At 49.8% G+C, this 17,713-nt stretch carries 20 protein-coding genes; 2 read left to right on the top strand and 18 right to left on the bottom strand.

The window, feature by feature from the left end; all coding sequences use genetic code 11:
• Window positions 1-202: 202 nt before the first annotated feature.
• The 9 genes from KNO66_RS01075 to KNO66_RS01035 form a co-directional block, all read right to left on the bottom strand.
• Window positions 203-715 carry a metallophosphoesterase family protein gene (locus KNO66_RS01075; protein WP_214739624.1) on the bottom strand — a complete coding sequence of 171 codons (513 nt, stop codon included), beginning with the start codon at window positions 713-715 and terminating at the stop codon, window positions 203-205.
• A gap of 5 nt (window positions 716-720) precedes the next feature.
• Window positions 721-1,311, bottom strand: a complete 591-nt coding sequence (locus tag KNO66_RS01070; protein WP_214739622.1) for an XTP/dITP diphosphatase — start codon at window positions 1,309-1,311, stop codon at window positions 721-723.
• Window positions 1,308-2,057: a ribonuclease PH gene (rph, locus tag KNO66_RS01065; protein WP_214739620.1), complete on the bottom strand. Its 750-nt coding sequence runs from the start codon at window positions 2,055-2,057 to the stop codon at window positions 1,308-1,310. Before rph ends, KNO66_RS01070 begins: the two co-directional genes overlap by 4 nt.
• Entirely contained in the window at window positions 2,050-2,853 is an 804-nt protein-coding gene (racE, locus tag KNO66_RS01060; RefSeq protein ID WP_214739618.1) for a glutamate racemase, read from the bottom strand. The genes rph and racE overlap by 8 nt, the downstream gene beginning before the upstream one ends.
• A gap of 113 nt (window positions 2,854-2,966) precedes the next feature.
• Window positions 2,967-3,230, bottom strand: a complete 264-nt coding sequence (locus KNO66_RS01055) for a phosphocarrier protein HPr (RefSeq protein WP_015881106.1) — start codon at window positions 3,228-3,230, stop codon at window positions 2,967-2,969.
• Between the two features lie 74 nt (window positions 3,231-3,304).
• On the bottom strand, window positions 3,305-3,745 hold the full coding sequence (locus tag KNO66_RS01050; protein WP_147537790.1) for an acyl-CoA thioesterase: 441 nt from the start codon (window positions 3,743-3,745) through the stop codon (window positions 3,305-3,307).
• Between the two features lie 8 nt (window positions 3,746-3,753).
• Window positions 3,754-4,542: a succinate dehydrogenase iron-sulfur subunit gene (sdhB, locus tag KNO66_RS01045; protein WP_214742347.1), complete on the bottom strand. Its 789-nt coding sequence runs from the start codon at window positions 4,540-4,542 to the stop codon at window positions 3,754-3,756.
• An 8-nt stretch (window positions 4,543-4,550) separates the two neighbouring features.
• On the bottom strand, window positions 4,551-6,308 hold the full coding sequence (gene sdhA / locus KNO66_RS01040; RefSeq protein ID WP_214739616.1) for a succinate dehydrogenase flavoprotein subunit: 1,758 nt from the start codon (window positions 6,306-6,308) through the stop codon (window positions 4,551-4,553).
• Between the two features lie 16 nt (window positions 6,309-6,324).
• Window positions 6,325-6,942: a succinate dehydrogenase cytochrome b558 subunit gene (locus tag KNO66_RS01035; RefSeq protein ID WP_214739614.1), complete on the bottom strand. Its 618-nt coding sequence runs from the start codon at window positions 6,940-6,942 to the stop codon at window positions 6,325-6,327.
• 222 nt (window positions 6,943-7,164) lie between these two features.
• On the opposite strand from KNO66_RS01035, the gene KNO66_RS01030 reads away from it, so the two are divergent.
• Complete coding sequence (locus tag KNO66_RS01030; RefSeq protein ID WP_251128037.1) at window positions 7,165-7,557, top strand: YslB family protein; 393 nt, start codon at window positions 7,165-7,167, stop codon at window positions 7,555-7,557.
• Window positions 7,558-7,581: 24 nt separating this feature from the next.
• Here KNO66_RS01030 and KNO66_RS14985 read toward each other — a convergent pair whose 3' ends face one another.
• Window positions 7,582-8,358, bottom strand: coding sequence for an aminoglycoside adenylyltransferase domain-containing protein (locus KNO66_RS14985; RefSeq protein WP_214739610.1), 777 nt, complete (start codon window positions 8,356-8,358; stop codon window positions 7,582-7,584).
• Window positions 8,355-10,145, bottom strand: coding sequence for an excinuclease ABC subunit UvrC (uvrC, locus tag KNO66_RS01020; RefSeq protein WP_214739608.1), 1,791 nt, complete (start codon window positions 10,143-10,145; stop codon window positions 8,355-8,357). The genes KNO66_RS14985 and uvrC overlap by 4 nt, the downstream gene beginning before the upstream one ends.
• Window positions 10,146-10,215: 70 nt before the next feature.
• Between uvrC and KNO66_RS01015 the strand changes: the two genes are divergently transcribed.
• Window positions 10,216-11,529, top strand: a complete 1,314-nt coding sequence (locus KNO66_RS01015; protein WP_214739606.1) for a dihydrolipoyl dehydrogenase family protein — start codon at window positions 10,216-10,218, stop codon at window positions 11,527-11,529.
• Between the two features lie 42 nt (window positions 11,530-11,571).
• Here KNO66_RS01015 and mnhG read toward each other — a convergent pair whose 3' ends face one another.
• Genes mnhG through KNO66_RS00980 form a run of 7 tightly spaced genes read right to left on the bottom strand, consistent with a single transcriptional unit; the run spans window position 11,572 to window position 17,366 of the window.
• Complete coding sequence (gene mnhG / locus KNO66_RS01010) at window positions 11,572-11,931, bottom strand: monovalent cation/H(+) antiporter subunit G (RefSeq protein WP_015881097.1); 360 nt, start codon at window positions 11,929-11,931, stop codon at window positions 11,572-11,574.
• Window positions 11,909-12,205, bottom strand: coding sequence for a Na(+)/H(+) antiporter subunit F1 (locus tag KNO66_RS01005; protein WP_214739604.1), 297 nt, complete (start codon window positions 12,203-12,205; stop codon window positions 11,909-11,911). Before KNO66_RS01005 ends, mnhG begins: the two co-directional genes overlap by 23 nt.
• Window positions 12,205-12,690, bottom strand: a complete 486-nt coding sequence (locus KNO66_RS01000; RefSeq protein ID WP_214739603.1) for a Na+/H+ antiporter subunit E — start codon at window positions 12,688-12,690, stop codon at window positions 12,205-12,207. Before KNO66_RS01000 ends, KNO66_RS01005 begins: the two co-directional genes overlap by 1 nt.
• A gap of 7 nt (window positions 12,691-12,697) precedes the next feature.
• On the bottom strand, window positions 12,698-14,182 hold the full coding sequence (locus KNO66_RS00995; RefSeq protein WP_214739602.1) for a Na+/H+ antiporter subunit D: 1,485 nt from the start codon (window positions 14,180-14,182) through the stop codon (window positions 12,698-12,700).
• On the bottom strand, window positions 14,175-14,516 hold the full coding sequence (locus KNO66_RS00990) for a Na(+)/H(+) antiporter subunit C (protein WP_015881093.1): 342 nt from the start codon (window positions 14,514-14,516) through the stop codon (window positions 14,175-14,177). The genes KNO66_RS00995 and KNO66_RS00990 overlap by 8 nt, the downstream gene beginning before the upstream one ends.
• On the bottom strand, window positions 14,516-14,953 hold the full coding sequence (locus KNO66_RS00985) for a Na(+)/H(+) antiporter subunit B (protein ID WP_214739600.1): 438 nt from the start codon (window positions 14,951-14,953) through the stop codon (window positions 14,516-14,518). The genes KNO66_RS00990 and KNO66_RS00985 overlap by 1 nt, the downstream gene beginning before the upstream one ends.
• Window positions 14,925-17,366, bottom strand: coding sequence for a Na+/H+ antiporter subunit A (locus KNO66_RS00980; RefSeq protein ID WP_214739598.1), 2,442 nt, complete (start codon window positions 17,364-17,366; stop codon window positions 14,925-14,927). The genes KNO66_RS00985 and KNO66_RS00980 overlap by 29 nt, the downstream gene beginning before the upstream one ends.
• Window positions 17,367-17,713 lie beyond the last annotated feature (347 nt).

Raw genomic sequence — 17,713 nt, 5'->3', positions numbered from 1 at the left:
TGAGTTTCCTCGGTATTACCATCAGCATGATCTGTTAAGGCTTCACCGATATAGTGTCGTCCACTTTATAGGTTTCTGTTTCCCTATAAAGGCTCCTATTTGTCTTGAAGGCCGTTGCTCTATCCTGCTGAGCTATTGGGACATTGACATGAAAACTATAATAGAAAAATGGTTTCCTGTCAATCGATTTCCCATTCGAAACTCATAGTTTTCCTGCGATGTCCAAATCTTCGACAGGTGAACCGTCTTCTGAGCGATAAAAACGCACCGTGGCTTCTCCATTTTCTAGGTCAAGAAGCGCATACGTCTTGTCGGAGCGTCCACGTGGCATCCGAATCGAACCTGGGTTGATGTAGACGACCCCGTCCTCGATTAAAGCACCTGCCACATGCGAGTGACCGAACAAGACGACATTTGCGCCGACTTCTTCAGCCCGGTAACGCAATCGATTCAAATCAAATTTGACGTCATGATGATGCCCGTGGACGATAAGAATCGTACCGGCATCCGTCGTCTCGATCCGTTCAAGGGGTAAGTCTCCCCCAAAATCACAATTTCCACGGACCGTTCGATACGGTAACAAATGTTCATCCACTAAAGCGAGTTGGGAATCGCCACAATGGAACGCATCCTCAATCTCTGCCTCGTGTCGTTCAAAAATCGTTGTCAATTCTTCGGTCAGGCCATGACTATCACTCACTATTAGAAAACGCATAAGCTTCATCCTTTCATGAATGGAATGATTTCTGCCTCCAATTTTCGTAATGCTTGTCCACGGTGACTGACGACCGCTTTTTCTTCACGTTCTAATTCCGCCGCTGTCTTGTGAAGTGATGGAACGATGAAGAGTGGATCGTATCCGAAACCGTTCTCTCCTCGTGGCGAGTAGCCGATTGTCCCTTCAATCGTTCCGCGAACGGTCAACGTTTCCCCGCTCGGCTTCGCTAGACAAAGGGCACAGACGAAGCGCGCCGTCCGATTGGTTTCACCATTTAACTTTTCAAGCAGAAGCGCATTGTTCGCCTCGTCCGATTTTTCTGGACCAGCGAAACGGGCAGAATAGACTCCCGGTGCTCCGTCGAGCGCGTCGACTTCGAGGCCAGAGTCATCCGCGAGTACGGCATGCCCAAAGTAGGCAGCCGCTTCCGTCGCTTTTAACGCCGCATTTTCTTCAAACGTCGTGCCGGTCTCATCTGTTTCCGGTGCATCCGGATAATCGAGTAACGACTCGACTTCGAAACCGAGCGGTGTCAGCATCCCTTCTAGTTCCTTCACTTTTCCGGGATTGTGTGTCGCAATGATCAACTTCATAATGTCTCCTCCGAGCGTTCTCCGACGTACCACCACGAAGCACCGAGTGCCGCTTCGGCCGTCTTGAATAATGATTCGATTCCGTGTTGTGCGAGCGCGAGCATCTCGTTCATCTCTTGAAGGGTGAACGTCGCTTCTTCTCCCGTACCTTGTACTTCGACAAATCGACCGCTCGCCGTCATGACGACGTTCATGTCGACCTCTGCCGCGGCGTCTTCCAAGTAATCCAAGTCTAGGACGAGCTCATCTGTTCGCCCAACGGAAATCGCGGCCACGCCTTCTTTGATTGGTGTATCGTCGAGTTTCCCTTGACGGATCAATCGGTCGACGGCGAGGACGAGCGCACAAAAGCCTCCCGTGATAGAAGCTGTTCGCGTCCCCCCGTCTGCTTGAATGACGTCACAGTCAATCCAGATCGTTCGTTCTCCGAGCCGCTCCAAGTCAACGACCGAGCGAAGCGACCGAGCAATCAAACGCTGAATCTCCATCGTTCGACCGGACTGTTTCCCTCGAACCGACTCTCGGACAGTCCGATTGCCCGTCGCACGTGGCAACATCGCATATTCCGCATTGATCCAACCTTGCCGTTTTCCGCGAAGGAAATTCGGGACGCGCTCTTCGACCGTTGCGGTACAGATGACTTTCGTATCGCCAATCGAAATGAGGACAGACCCTTCCGCGTGCTTGTTTACATGTGGCACGATTTCAACCGTACGTAGTTCATCAAATCGTCTCGTCTCACGCAATGCCGGTCACCTCGACTTTCTCCGCATGGACTGGTCTTCCTAGCCATTCACTTGCCAATCGGTCGAACAGTTCGATATCCCCCGTCGCATAAAAGGCATGGGACGGGACCGTATCCAATCCATTTTCAAGTTCTTGATAATCCAGCATCGCCGCCACTTCAAGCGCTGTCTCGTCACCCGATGAGATGAGGTGGACGTCCGGTCCGACCACATTTTGGATGACGGGAGCGAGAAGTGGGTAGTGTGTGCAACCGAGAATGAGCGTATCCATTTCAGACGATTGGAGAGGACGGAGTGTCTCCTCCACCACTTGATACACACGATCTCCAGACACCTCACCCGCCTCTACGAGCGGCACGAACGGTGGACATGCGAGTGAGTACACATCGACCTCACCGGCTACATGACGAAGTGCTTTCTCATACGAACCACTTTCAATCGTCATCTTCGTTCCGATGACACCGATATGTTTGTTCCGCGTGCCTTTGACGGCAGCGCGGGCACCCGGGTCAATGACACCTATGACTGGGATATCGAGTCGTCTCCGCGCCTCTTTCAACACGACCGCCGTCGCCGTGTTACAGGCAATGACAATCATCTTGACATCTTTTTTCAATAAAAATTCAATCAATTCCCATGTATATGCTTCAATCTCATCGTGCGGACGCGGACCATAAGGACAGCGTTCCGTGTCGCCGATATAGATGATTTCTTCTTTAGGGAGTTGGCGCATCAATTCTTTGACTACCGTCAATCCGCCGACTCCTGAATCGAGGACTCCAATCGCTCGTTTCATTTCGCATCACTTCCATTCTCACCTATCTTACCAAAAAACATCGACCGGAAAAAGAAACGGTCACATGACAAAAAAAGACGAGGTCGCCAGTGGCGCCTCGTCCCTTACCCGAATTACTGAGCAAGACCTTCGCTAGTGAGCATGTCAGAAAGCGTGTTGATTGCTTCTTCTGCATCTTCACCTTCAGCAGTGATCTTGATTGTAGAATCTTTTGCGATACCGAGTGAAAGTACACCCATAATCGACTTCAAGTTAACTGTTTTACCATTGTACTCGAGGTTGATGTCTGACTGGAACTTAGAAGCTGTGTTAACCAACTGAGTAGCTGGACGAGCGTGAATTCCTGAATCAGCAACGACTGTGAACGTTTTTTCCATGAGATGATGGTCTCCCTTCAAAATTCAATTCTACAGGCGAACCGGCAGAATATTTTTTGTTTGTGAACTCATTATCAAATGATAGCGGATTCGCAAAAATTCTGCAAGCGGTTTTTATATTCTGGAGTCCATTCCGTAGGACGGCCTTCCTTCGTCAAATGAACGAGGCTTGTGCGTCCTGCGAAGAGGAGTTGTTCTCCATCATATGCCCCGTAATGAATATCACATGAAGTGTTTCCGACCGTCAAGATATTGGCATGCACAGTCAGCTGTTGACGTGGCATGACTTGTCGAACATAGTCACATTGCGCATCGGCGACGACAACAAATCCATCCTTTAAGGAGAATCCTGTCGCCTCTAACAACTCGATCCGGGCATCTTCGAAATAGATGAACGGAATCGTGTTATTCATGTGACCATACGGGTCGCACTCTGAAAATCGAACTTTCACATCGAGTGCGATCCCTGCTTTGACACGTGTTTCCCAACCTGGCTCTCGAAAGTACTTGGTCATCGGTTCGCTTATGCCTCGACCGCAGAACCGGTGCGACCTTTGTCACTACCGAAGAACTGTTTGAACGAGTGAAGCGTCGTTTGACGGTTCATCGAAGCGATTGACGTCGTGAGCGGAATACCTTTTGGACAAACTTCGACACAGTTTTGTGCGTTTCCGCACTGCATGATGCCACCGTCTTCCATGAGCGCTTCGAGGCGTTCTTCCGCGTGGAAGGCACCTGTCGGATGCGAGTTGAAGAGACGTACCTGTGAAATCGCCGCTGGACCGATGAAGTCTGATTTGTCATTCACGTTCGGACACGCTTCAAGACAAACGCCACACGTCATACATTTTGATAACTCGTACGCCCATTGACGTTTGTTCTCCGGCATACGCGGTCCTGGACCGAGGTCGTACGTTCCGTCGATTGGAACCCATGCCTTTACTTTTTTCAACGCGTCGAACATGCGTTGACGGTCGACTTGAAGGTCACGGATGACCGGGAATGTTTTCATCGGCGCAAGGCGAATCGGTTGTTCAAGTTTGTCAACGAGTGCCGTACACGATTGGCGCGGCTTTCCGTTGATGATCATCGAACAGGCACCACATACTTCTTCAAGACAGTTCATGTCCCAGTTGATTGGTGTCGTTTTTTCCCCGTTCGCATTGACCGGATTCCGGCGGATTTCCATCAATGCTGAGATGACATTCATGTTTGGACGGTATGGTACCGTGAATTCTTCCGTATACGTCGCTTGATCCGGTCCATCTTGGCGTTCGATGATGAAACGGATGTCTTTTTGTTCAGATTGCATTGGCGTCGTCATTTCGTCTTCGCCCCTTTCTTCGAGTAATCCCGTTTACGTGGCGGGATTAACGAAACATCGATGTCTTCATACGAGATATCGACTTCCCCATCTTTGTAACGTGCCATCGTCGTCTTCATGAACTGCTCATCATTACGTTCCGGGAACTCCGGTTTGTAATGGGCACCACGGCTCTCGTCCCGCTTGAGTGCGCCGAGTGTGATGACGCGTGCGAGGTCGAGCATGTGGTCGAGTTGTCGAATAAACGATGCCCCTTGGTTGCTCCAACGTGCCGTATCCGTAGCTGAGATGTTATGGAAACGTTCACGTAATTCTTGGATTTTCTTATCGGTCGCTTCAAGTTTGTCATTGTAGCGAACAACGGTAACGTTGTCTGTCATGAGTTCACCGAGTTCACGGTGGATTTGATACGCATTCTCTGTTCCGTCCATCGCCAAGATGTTGTTGAAACGCTCGATTTCTTCACGTTCGTTAAAGTTGAAGAGCGCCTCTGAAACGCTCTCTGTCGCTTGATCGAGACCACGCATGTAGTTGACTGCCGCAGGACCTGCTTCCATTCCGCCATGAACGGCTGAGAGAAGCGAGTTCGCGCCGAGACGGTTCGCACCGTGCATCGAGTAGTCACATTCTCCGGCCGCGAAGAGTCCAGGAATGTTTGTCATTTGATCGTAATCGACCCAAAGTCCGCCCATTGAATAGTGGACCGCCGGGAAGATTTTCATCGGTACTTTACGCGGGTCGTCCCCTACGAATTTCTCGTAGATTTCGAGAATCCCACCAAGCTTGATGTCGAGTTCTTTTGAGTCTTTATGAGACAAGTCGAGATAAACCATGTTCTCGCCGTTGACACCAAGTTTTTGGTTGACACATACGTCGAAGATTTCGCGTGTCGCGATGTCACGCGGTACGAGGTTTCCGTAAGCCGGATATTTCTCTTCGAGGAAGTACCATGGCTTCCCGTCTTTGTATGTCCAGACACGTCCACCTTCCCCACGAGCCGATTCACTCATGAGACGAAGCTTGTCATCGCCAGGAATCGCGGTCGGGTGAATTTGAATGAACTCCCCGTTCGCATAGACCGCGCCTTGACGGTAAACCGCTGCCGCTGCCTGCCCTGTGTTGATGACCGAGTTGGTCGATTTACCGAAGATGACCCCAGGTCCACCTGTCGCCAAGATCACCGCGTCTGATGGGAACGCTTTAATTTCCATCGAGCGTAAATCCTGACAAACCGCGCCGCGGCAAATACCTTCTTCATCGATCACGGCGCGAAGGAATTCCCATCCTTCATACTTCTCGACGAGGCCTTGCGCCTCGTAACGACGAACCTGCTCATCGAGTGCGTAGAGAAGTTGTTGCCCCGTCGTTGCTCCCGCATATGCCGTACGGTGGTGAAGCGTTCCGCCGAACCGACGGAAGTCTAAGAGACCTTCTGGCGTACGGTTGAACATAACGCCCATCCGGTCGAACATGTGAATGATTTTCGGTGCATTTTCTGCCATCTTTTGAACAGGTGGTTGGTTAGCGAGGAAGTCGCCTCCATAGACCGTGTCGTCAAAGTGTTGCCACGGGGAATCCCCTTCCCCTTTCGTATTGACGGCACCATTGATTCCGCCTTGAGCACATACTGAATGTGAACGCTTGACCGGTACAAGCGAGAATAGTTTTACCGGAACACCCATCTCAGCCGACTTGATTGTCGCCATGAGTCCAGCTAGACCGCCACCGATGACGATCAGACTTTGATTTGCCATGTACAATTCCCCCTAATTACAAGATGCCTGCAAACGTCAAAATCGAACGGATGCCGACAAAAGATAGTGCCAAGAACACGACACCTGATACGTAGCTCATGAGTCGTTGCGAACGAGGTGACTGTGTAATCCCCCACGTGATTGAGAACGACCAGAGACCGTTCGCAAAGTGGAATGTAGCCGAAAGAATTCCGACTATGTAAAAGAGCAACATAAGTGGATTGTCGACGATGCTTTGCATCATTTCTGCATTGACCTCCACACCGCGTAATTTCGCAAGGCGCGTCTCCCATACGTGCCACGAAATAAAGATCACAAGAAATACCCCTGTAAAGCGTTGGAAGAGATACAACCAGTTCCGTGCGTATGAATAGCGGTTCGAGTTAATCGATCCGAGAAACGCATAGTACACCCCGTACACTCCGTGGAAGATCATCGGTAGTGCGATAATCGTCACTTCAAGGAAGTATAAATACGGTAAGCTCTCCATAAATTGTGCTGCTTTGTTGAATGACTCCACTCCATCGACGATGTAGTAGTTGACCGTTAAATGGACGATCAAAAACAGACCGATTGGAATGACCCCAAGTAGCGAATGGACTTTACGACTAAAGTAGTCACGATGCGCTGCCATTCTATTTCCCCCTTTTCACGAGCGCTGGCTCGTTTTGTCAATAAAAGCGTTTTCAAATGCAGATATAGCTTTCTGTCTTTTATTCTACTCCTGTGAAAATTGTATGACAAGACAACCTAGCCGATTTGTGCCACATTCTTTTCAAAAATACAGGATGACCAAATTCTAAATGGTCGTTATAATGATATAGAGAGATTGGAGTGATGGGATAGAATGGAAACGATGAGCCAACCGATTTTCGCGATTGAACTACTTCGCGACTATGTGTTGACGGACTTGCTTGGTGAAGATTACGCCCAAGTCATCTATTGGTCAGGGAAACGGGTCGCCCGTAAGTTCCCGACGATGTCTGACGATGAACTGATCGCTTTCTTCGCGGAAGCGGGTTGGGGAGAGTTGACAATCAAGAAGGAACGCGGAAGTAAATTCACATATGAATTGATTCCCCCACCTGCGACTCAAAATAAAGCGACAGGCTACTATCAACTTGAAGCCGGGTTTTTAGCCGAACAAATTTCAGGTCGTTTCCAGTGTGTCGCAGAGGGGTATGCCGATCCCACTCGAAAAGCTGTCCAAATCACCGTCCAACTAGACCGGAAAGACGATTACGAATAAGAGTCGATGCACACGCATCGACTCTTATTTTTGTTTCAGCTGAAGTTGCTCATTCATATACTGGCGTACGTCATTGAGTTCATATTGATCAAACGTCACGCCTTCCCCTTCACAGCCCTGAGACGCCTTACGAACGACCGTCACAACATTTCCCGGAAAATGTCCGTTATCTTCCAGCCAACCGAGTGCTTCTTGTTTCGAGAGCAGGACACGTTCTTGTTCATAAGCCAATCCGCGTACCAAGTTCAACACGCAATAAATCGGATTTTCCTCCAGCGTGTCGAGACAATCAATCGCATCTGCACGAATCGCATCAGAAAAATGAGCGGAATCGAATCCGCAGAGCAATTGATGTAGTGGATGTCCGCGCCAAGTGATACCTCGTTCTAAAATCATCAACATATGAGCTGCCAGATCAGGGTCGGTGAATCCTTGCTGCAATTCGGTTCGCTCTTCCCCATTTGCCTTTTCAAAACGAGAACGCCACCCTTCACTATAGTGAAACTCAAAAGGACTCGGGTGACACCAGTCTTTTAGCTGAGCTACCGTCATGATACTCAGTTCGAGCGGATATGGTTCGTTGGAGTATAAGAGACAACAGTCGATGAGTTTATGTCGTTCCTCCCGAGTCAATGCGTTCGATACGACGAGCAACAAATCTACATCACTTCGTTTTGGATGAAAGCCACCCATCGCTACTGATCCATGAATGTATATATGCTGAACGGTTGGTAGAAATTCATCAATCGCTCTCACGAATGAAGCGATTGTATTCTCCACATCTGTCGGAAGCTGTCTCACTCATCCGTCTCCTCGTGCACATATTGAAGCACGGTCTCCGCTAATTTTTCAGGTAGTCCCGCTTCCTTCAATTGTTCGAGTGAGGCCAGACGGATCTGTTTCATCGACCCGAAATGACGGATGAGCTGTTGTCGACGCTTCGGACCGACACCCGGGATCTCATCTAATAGTGATTTTGTCATTTTCTTCGTCCGCAAGCTACGGTGGAACGTGATGGCGAAACGGTGGACCTCATCTTGCATCCGCTGCAATAGATAAAAGGCGCTCGAGCGTGGATGGAGCTCGACGACGCCACCCTGTTCTCCGAACAATAGCTGGCTCGTTCGGTGTCGGTCATCTTTTTTGAGCGAGCCGACCGGTAAGTCGAGCCCGAACTCGTTTTGGATGACGTCGAGGGCCGCGTTCAATTGCCCAATCCCCCCATCGATCAGTAGGAGGTCGGGTAATCGTTTGTCTTCCGTCAAGAGACGGCGGAACCGTCGCCGGACGACTTCACGCATCGTCTCGTAATCGTCTGGTCCTTGGACCGTCCGAATCTTATATTTCCGATATTCTTTTTTGAGCGGCTTCCCGTCTTCAAAGACGACGAGCGCCGACACGGCGTCTGCCCCCTGGATATTCGCGTTGTCGATGATGTCGACACGGGACAAGTTTGGGATGCCGATGGCTTCCCCGAGTTCACGCATTGCGAGCAACGTCCGCTCTTCGTCACGTGCGAGTAGCTCGAACTTCTCGTTCAAGGCGATCGACGCATTCTTCGTCGCCAAATCAAGCAATTGTTTCTTCGCCCCTCGTTTCGGTTGCATCACTTTCGTTCCGATGGCGTCATTCAGTAAGTCGAGCCGGACCGTCTCCGGTACGAGAATTTCTTTCGGCACGACGTTTTGTTCATAGAACTGCACGATGAAACTTTCGAGTTCTTCCGAAGGCTCTCCGTGCATCGGGAAGAGCGAGACATCTCGCTCGATCATCTTCCCGCCACGCATATAGAATACTTGGACACACATCCAGCCTCGGTCGAGTGTATAGCCGAAGACGTCCCGGGCCGTCGGGTCGGCCGTGATCATATTCTGTTTGTTCATGATCGATTCGACGGCTCGAATTTGATCGCGTAGTTCAGCCGCCCGTTCGAATTGCATGTCCTCAGCGGCACGTCCCATCTCGACATTCAACTTCGCGAGCGTCTCACTCGTCTCCCCGTTCAAGAAGCGCCGGATTTCATTGACGATTTCTTTTTGCGAATCCGTATCGACCGCTAGCTCGCAAGGACCCAAACATTGCCCGATATGATAATACAGACAGAGTTTCTTCGGCATCGGCTGACATTTCCGGAGTGGATACAGCTTATCGAGAAGTCGTTTCGTCTCGTTCGCCGCATAGGCGTTCGGGTATGGCCCAAAATAATGGCCTCCGTCTTTCTTCAGCTTACGTGTCGTCAATAGACGTGGGTAAGGTTCGTTCGTGATTTTGATGTACGGATACGTCTTGTCATCCTTCAAGCGAATGTTGTACTTCGGGTCGTGCTTTTTGATGAGCGTCATTTCGAGTAATAACGCCTCAAGTTCGCTCGCCGTCACGATGTACTCAAAGTCACGAATCTCCGCGACGAGACGCATCGTCTTGATGTCGTGTGCCCCTGTGAAGTAGGAACGCACCCGGTTCTTCAAGTTTTTCGCCTTCCCTACGTATATGACCTCGCCGTATTCGTTTTTATGCAGATAGCAACCCGGTTCGTCCGGGAGTAGCGCTAATTTATGTTTAATGTGGTCACTATGACTCAATTCCATTCACCTCAGTTTAGCTTCCTCCTGGACGGGAAAAAGAGTGTGATATCTCGTCAGAGGAGGATTTAATATTATGAAACGATACGATGTCATCATTGTCGGTAGCGGTTCCGCCGCGAGCCAAGCCGCTTCCATTTTACGAGAAGCCGGTAAAGAGATCGCCATCATTGAGAATTGGACGTTCGGGGGGACGTGTCCACAACGCGGATGTGATCCGAAGAAAATGCTTGCCGAAGGAGCCGAACTCCTTGCCCGAACGGAACGTATGCACGAGCTCGGGGTCGAAGGGAACCTATCACTCGATTGGGCCTCCTTTAAAAAGCGGATTGATGAATATCGCTTCTCGATCCCTACGTCAAAAACACAGCATTGGAACGAGATAAACATTGATTTATATCAGGGGGAGCCTCACTTTATCGATGAAGACTCCATCGTCATCGATGGTCATGAGTTGTCTGCCCATCAATTTTTGATTGCGACAGGACAAACGCCACGTCCGCTTGATATCCCTGGTGGCGATTTGGCCATCACAAGTGATGATGTATTCGACCTAGATGCAGTACCGGATGCGATTCATATCGTGGGTGCCGGCTATATCGCATTCGAATTCGCCCATATCTTTCGACGCTTCGGAAGTGACGTGACACTCCTCATCCGCTCACGTGCATTAAAATCATTCGACCCGAACGTCGTCCATCGGCTCGTCGAGGAATCGAAGCGCATCGGAATCACCGTCCGCCACGATATCGAACCGACACGAATCGACGGGAACGTCTTGACGTTATCAGATGACTCTACCCTTGAAGGAGTTGTCCTTAACGCCACCGGGCGAATTCCAAGCATCGAGCGACTACGGTTAGAAGCGGCCGGAGTCAAGGCTGACCATCACGGTTTGCTCGTGAATGAGTATCTCCAAACAAGTAATCCGAACATATACGCCGCCGGTGACGTCGCCAACAGTCCAAATCCCGCACTTACTCCGTTCGCCGGTCAGGAAGGCCGTCTCGCCGCCTTAAATATGCTTCACGGGAATACGCGAGCACTTCCAGAGCGCCCTGCCCCGACCATCGTCTACGCGACTCCTCCGATTGCAAAAGTCGGTCTTACGGTAGAGGAAGCGGAGGCCGAGGGGATCGACTTCGTCGTGAAAGAGACAGACATGTCGAACTTCTTAACTTATTCACGCATCCATGACACGACGGCTTACTCGAAAATACTTCTAAGCGCCGAAGGTCATGTCATCGGGGCACACCTAATCGGACACCATGCGCCGGAACTCATCAATCTGTTCTCTTTCATTATACAGAACAAACTGTCGCATCAACACGTGAAGCACTTAGAAGTCGCCTATCCGACTGCTGCTTCTGACCTCACTTATCTCATCTAAACAAAAGACGGGACTCGCCGAATGGCGAATCCCGTCTTTCTTTCATTCAATCCCTTTATCTTTGTCTTCTTTCAGTGCGTCTTGTAACGACTTCTCCCAAAGCGGGACCCCTTTCGCGTGCGCCGCACGTGAGATGAGGTGCCCCCCGACAGGAGCCGTCAAGAGGACGAAGAAGAGTCCAAGCAAGAGTCTTGCATCAAATACGCGCTCATCTACATACACGTGTAAAACGGCCGCGAAGAGCACGAACATGACGCCCAGTGTCGCACTCTTCGAGGCAGCGTGCGTTCTCGAATAAATATCCGGGAGACGAATGAGACCGATTGCGGCGACGACGGTGAAGAAGACGCCGATAATCGTAAAGATGCCGGTGATAAGATCAAAGATCATTGTCGCGGTCATTTTGGATAATCTCTCCCCTCTCTAAGAATTTCGAGAATGCCACTGTTCCGATGAAGGCTAAAATACTGAGCAGTAAGATGACTTCAAAGTAAAGTGTCGTATCAAGCAGGATGGAGAGCAACGCAACGACCGAGATCAGTGCGATTCCGATTGAATCGAGCGCGATGACACGGTCCGCTGTCGTCGGTCCCTTTACGACACGATATAACATCATCAGCATCGCAAGCACAAGAATGGCGAGCGAGATGTAGATGAGAACATCTAAAAGATCCATCACTCTGTCGCCTCCTTAATACTTAATTCAAAGTTGTCATATATATCTTTTTGTAACGCTTCTTTATCTGGCATATTGAGCGCATGGATATAGAGGACGGAGTTGTCTTTCGATACTTGGACAACGAGCGTTCCCGGTGTGAGCGTGATCAACATCGAGAGCAAACTAACTTTCCACCCTTTATCGAGCGATGTCTCATATCGGAAGATCCCTGGTTGAATCTTCAGTTTCGGACTTAATACGAGACGCAATACCTCAAAGTTCGCAAGGAACAATTCACGGATGAAAATCAAGAGCAGTTTGAACAATCGCCAGACGCGAGCGAAATAGAATCCGCCTCCGCCCGCTTTGAAGAACCGGCGCATCATGAACAAGATGAGCAAACCGAGTAAATAACCGACGAAGAAACCGCTCGATGTGAACGATCCCGTGAGGAACATCCAGATGAACGCCAAGAAAAAGTTAATCAATAGTTGATAAGCCATCTGTCATTCACTCCTTTATCACGGCATCGATATAGATTTCTGGATTGACGAGCGGTTCGATTGCTTGGGTGATATACGGGTGGATGGCTTCTGCCCCAAAACCGTATGCGACCGCAATGGCAAGCAACAAGAACACCGGCACAATCAATCGTTTCGTATATGGCGCGAGTGGCCCATCGTACTCACGTTTCGCCTCTCCCCAAAATCCGTTCAAGAAAATCTTCATGACCGAATAGAGGACGAAGAGACTTGAGATGAGAACAAGAAGTGGTCCAAAGAGCTCGCCTTCGTTCATCCCACCTGACACGATCAACAGTTTCCCGAAGAACCCACTGAGTGGGGGAATCCCCGCAAGCGAGAGCGCTGCGACGAAGAACGTCCATCCGAAGAGCGGGAATCGTGTGATGAGCCCCCCCATATCCCGGAGTTGACCAGATTTGGTGATGCCAATCATCATCCCGACGAGCATGAAGAGGACGGCCTTGATCAACATATCGTGAATCAAGTAGTAGAGCGACCCTTCAAGGGACGTCTGCGTGTTCACCGAGATTCCGTAAAGGATGACCCCGACCGCGATCATAATGTTGTAGATGATAATCAACTTCACATCATTATAGGCGATCGCACCCGTCATCCCGATGAAGATCGTGAGGGCAGCGAGCACCATGAGGAAGGTCTGTAAAAAATCACCGTTCCCATCAAAGAGAAGCGTATACGTCCGTAAGATCGAGTAGATCCCGACTTTCGTCAAGAGGGCTCCGAACATCGCGAGAATCGGTGTCGGCGCGACCACATACGCTCCTGGTAGCCAATAATGAAGTGGGACAAGTGCCCCTTTCATCCCGAAGACGATGACGAATAGCACACCGATGACGGTGATGACGTCCGGATTGTCGACGAGCGGGATCTTCATCGCCAAGTCTGCCAAGTTGAGCGTGCCTGTCACGCCATAGAGTAAGGCAACTGACATGACGAAGAGAGCCGATGCAATAATGTTTACGAGCAAGTACTTGATCGACTCGCGTAACTGAACGCCACGTCCACCGAGTACAATCAGGACATACGAAGACATCAAGAAAACCTCGAAGAAGACGAACAAGTTGAAAATATCGCCTGTCGTGAAGGCACCGTTCACCCCGACGAGCAAGAACAGCATCGCAATGTAGAGATAGTTGCCTTCATACGAATCTGAGAAATAATGGACGGCGAACCACACGATAAAGAGTGTGAGCAATGTCGACGTCGTGACGAGTAGGGCTGACAGCATATCCGATACGAGTGTGATCCCGAACGGTGCCTGCCAACTCCCGAGATTGAGGGTCTGAATTCCCTCTGTCGAGACCGTGTGCACGAGAAAGAGTGACACGATCGAAGTGATGACTAAAGCTCCAAGAGCCATCCCGCGCTGCAGCTGGACACGTTTCGGCATGAACATCATGAGGATGGCCGCAAGCGCAGGAATGACGATTGGAAAGACCGGTAAGTTAATCATACGATTCTGTTCCTTTCATTTCTTCCATATTGTCCGTGCTGAGCTCCTGATACGTGCGATAAGCAAGTACGAGGAAGAACGCCGTCACCCCAAAACTGATAACAATCGCCGTCAAGACGAGAGCTTGTGGTAACGGGTCTGTGAATTCAGTCACCCCATCCACAAGAACAGGGGCAGCCCCCGTCTTCAATCCTGCCGTCGTCAAGACGAGCAAGTGTGCGGCGTGACTGAACAGTGCCGTACCGATGATGATGCGTAACAAACTTCTTGAGAGAACAAGATAGACCGCACACATCGTCAGGACACCGATGATGATGCTAACGAAGATTTCCATTATTCACTCTCTCCAATCGTTTGAATGATCGTCATGGTGACACCGATGACAACAAGGTAAACGCCTAAGTCGAATGCAATCGCCGTATGGAGCGTCTGCTCACCGAGAAGTGGCAAATGAAACTTTCCATAAGCATGTGTCAAAAACGGACGACCTAGAAAAACTGAATGAAGACTTGTCGCAAGCGCAATCAGCAACCCACTTGCTGTCATGAGGCGATAGTTGACCGGAAGTACGTTCGCGAGCGTCTTCGCATCGAATGCGAGTAACAACAGGACGAGGGCCGCAGAGGTCATCAATCCACCGATGAAGCCTCCACCTGGTGAATAGTGACCGGCAAAGAACAAATCAATCGAGAAGATGACGATGATGAAGAAGATGATGATTGCGGCCGTCTGCAAAATAACGTCATTGACGCGTTTGCTGTTTTGCTTCATGTGCACCTTCTCCTTTCGTACGTCGTGATGTTCTAAATTTAATCATCGTGTAAATCCCGAGGGACGCAAGTCCGAGGACCACGATTTCAAACAAGGTATCAAAGCCACGGAAGTCGACAAGGACAACGTTGACCATGTTCTTCCCGGCAGCGAGCTCATACACGTTCTCTTTATAAAACTCAGAGATCGAGGTGAGCGATTTATTCGTCAATGCCATGAAGCTGAGGAGCATCACGGTCGTCCCGACGAGAATCGCCACGAGAGCATTCCCCACTTTAAAGCGCATGCGTACTTCTTTCTTACTGATGTCCGGCATGTGATAAAAGACGAGTAAGAACAACGCCACCGACACCGTCTCAATGACGAGCTGTGTGAGTGCCAAGTCAGGGGCTCCGAAGAAGACGAAGAAGAGTGCCACGCCGTAACCGACGACCCCGAGTAAGATAATAGATGGAAGTCTCGACTTCATAAAGAGAATGGCGAGCGCACCGAGCATGACGACGGTCCCGAGAACATATTCATATGGTGCGATTTCTGCCAAGTTCTCAAATGAGAAGTCGTACATCCCGAACCACCAGATGCTAAAGAGCATCATCCCTGAAAGGAATACGAAGATGTAGATCAAGTATGACCGAATGAATCCCGTCATGTAATTGTCTTTAAAGCGATATGCCGCTTTGTTCGACCAGACGAGCGTGCCGTCGTACATCCCGTTCAGCGTCAAACGATATGGGATTCGGTTGTAGATGCCCATCCATTTACCCAACTGCCAGAACAGCAACGAACCGAGCACCACGACCCCGATGGTCATGAACAACTCAGGTGTCAATCCGTGCCAGAAGTAGATGTGGACGTCGACTTCCTGTCCCTCTGCGACAAGGGTCGGATAAATCGATTCGACTGCCGGTTTAATGAGCGAGTGCGACAAAACGTTCGGGAAGAAACCGAGAACCACGACGAGAAGCGCAAGAATGACAGGAGAAATCAACATCCCAATCGGCGCCTCATGCGGTTGTTTCGGTAACTGGTCGAACTTCGCTTTACCCATGAACGTTTTCGTGAACAGCATGATGCTGTAGATGAACGTGAACACACTTCCGACAAACGCAATAATCGGGAGTACAATTCCAATCGTATCAAGTGCAAAGAAATCGGCTGAAAAGACTTTCGTCGTCGCCTTTAAAAACATCTCTTTACTCAAGAATCCGTTAAACGGAGGAAGACCTGCCATGGACAAGGAACCGATCACGGCAATCGTGAATGAGATCGGCATGACGGTCATCAGACCACCGAGCTTACGAATATCACGTGTCCCTGTCTCATGATCGACGATCCCCGCCATCATGAAGAGCGATCCTTTGAATGTCGCATGGTTGATGAGATGGAAGATGGCCGCAATCGTCGCCACCATAAAGATATTGTCATCCATCCCGTCATAGTGAAGCGCCGCAGCCCCGAGACCGAGGAGCGACATGATCAATCCAAGCTGACTGACTGTCGAGAATGCCAAGATTCCTTTCAAATCGGTCTGCTTCACGGCATTGAACGAGCCCCAGAACATCGTGAACATCCCGACCACGGCTATCGTCCACAACCATACAGCCGACTCTTGGAACACCGGGCTCATACGGGCCACGAGATAAAGACCCGCCTTGACCATCGTTGCCGAGTGGAGGTATGCACTGACCGGAGTCGGTGCTTCCATCGCGTCAGGCAACCAGATGTGGAACGGGAATTGCGCGGACTTCGTGAATGCCCCGAGCAAAATGAGAATCATCGCCACGAGGAAGAATGGGCTCTCCGCAATCACACCGGAGTTTGCGACCATGTCTCGAATGCTGTACGAGCCAATCATCGACTCGATTAGTACGATCCCCCCAAGCATCGACAATCCTCCGAACACCGTGAGAAGCATCGACTTTTGAGCGCCGTAACGAGAACGTTCTTTTTCATACCAATATCCGATTAACAGGAAAGATGAAATCGAAGTGAGTTCCCAGAACATATACATGACGATCATGTTGTCCGAGAGAACGACCCCGAGCATCGCACTCATGAACATCAAGAGATACACATAAAAATTCCCGAGCGACTCTTTGTCCTTATTCAGATAGTAGATTGAATAGAGAACAACGAGTGACCCGATCCCTGTGATGAGAAGGGCGAATAATAGGCTCAGTCCATCGACATATGCCGTGAAGTTGATCCCGAGGGATGGCATCCACGCAATCGTCTCTGTCACGACGTCCCCTGCACTTGTAATCGGAATGAATCCGGCGAAGTAGGTGACGAGGACGACCGGAACGATTAAGACGAACCAGCCTGTATGAATTTGTCTCATCCCCCGAAACAAAAGCGGGATGAACGGTGCCGCAAGGAGCGGCAACAAAATAGCTAAATGTAACACCGACAAGAAAATTCCTCCTTCGAACAGAGTCGTACCATTGAGTGAGTCGTAAAGTAAGTTCACTTGACTCCATCAAGTCTTCCTCATGAGTATAGCGCAAATTTTCAGTCTGTTTCCATGATAAAAGCTTCCAGTTCAGATGCTCTCTCGTCAAAATTTCGAATCTGTTAAATATGAAGGAAGCCGACGGAAAATCCTCAAAAAAAAATTTGAAAAACAGACGATATGTATCAGAATTGGCCCTTCAATCAGGCTGTATGGGATAACTCAACTTATTCCCCGCTCGTCTGTCCTTTTCCTTCTTTTCAAGTCGATAAAACAAAAAAAGCAGCCGATTCGAATCGGCTGCTACG

This window comes from Exiguobacterium sp. s48, from assembly GCF_018617395.1.
In the GTDB taxonomy this organism is placed as follows: domain Bacteria; phylum Bacillota; class Bacilli; order Exiguobacteriales; family Exiguobacteriaceae; genus Exiguobacterium.
Note: the sequence above shows the minus strand (reverse complement) of the source record. Positions and strands in the feature narration are given on the sequence as shown.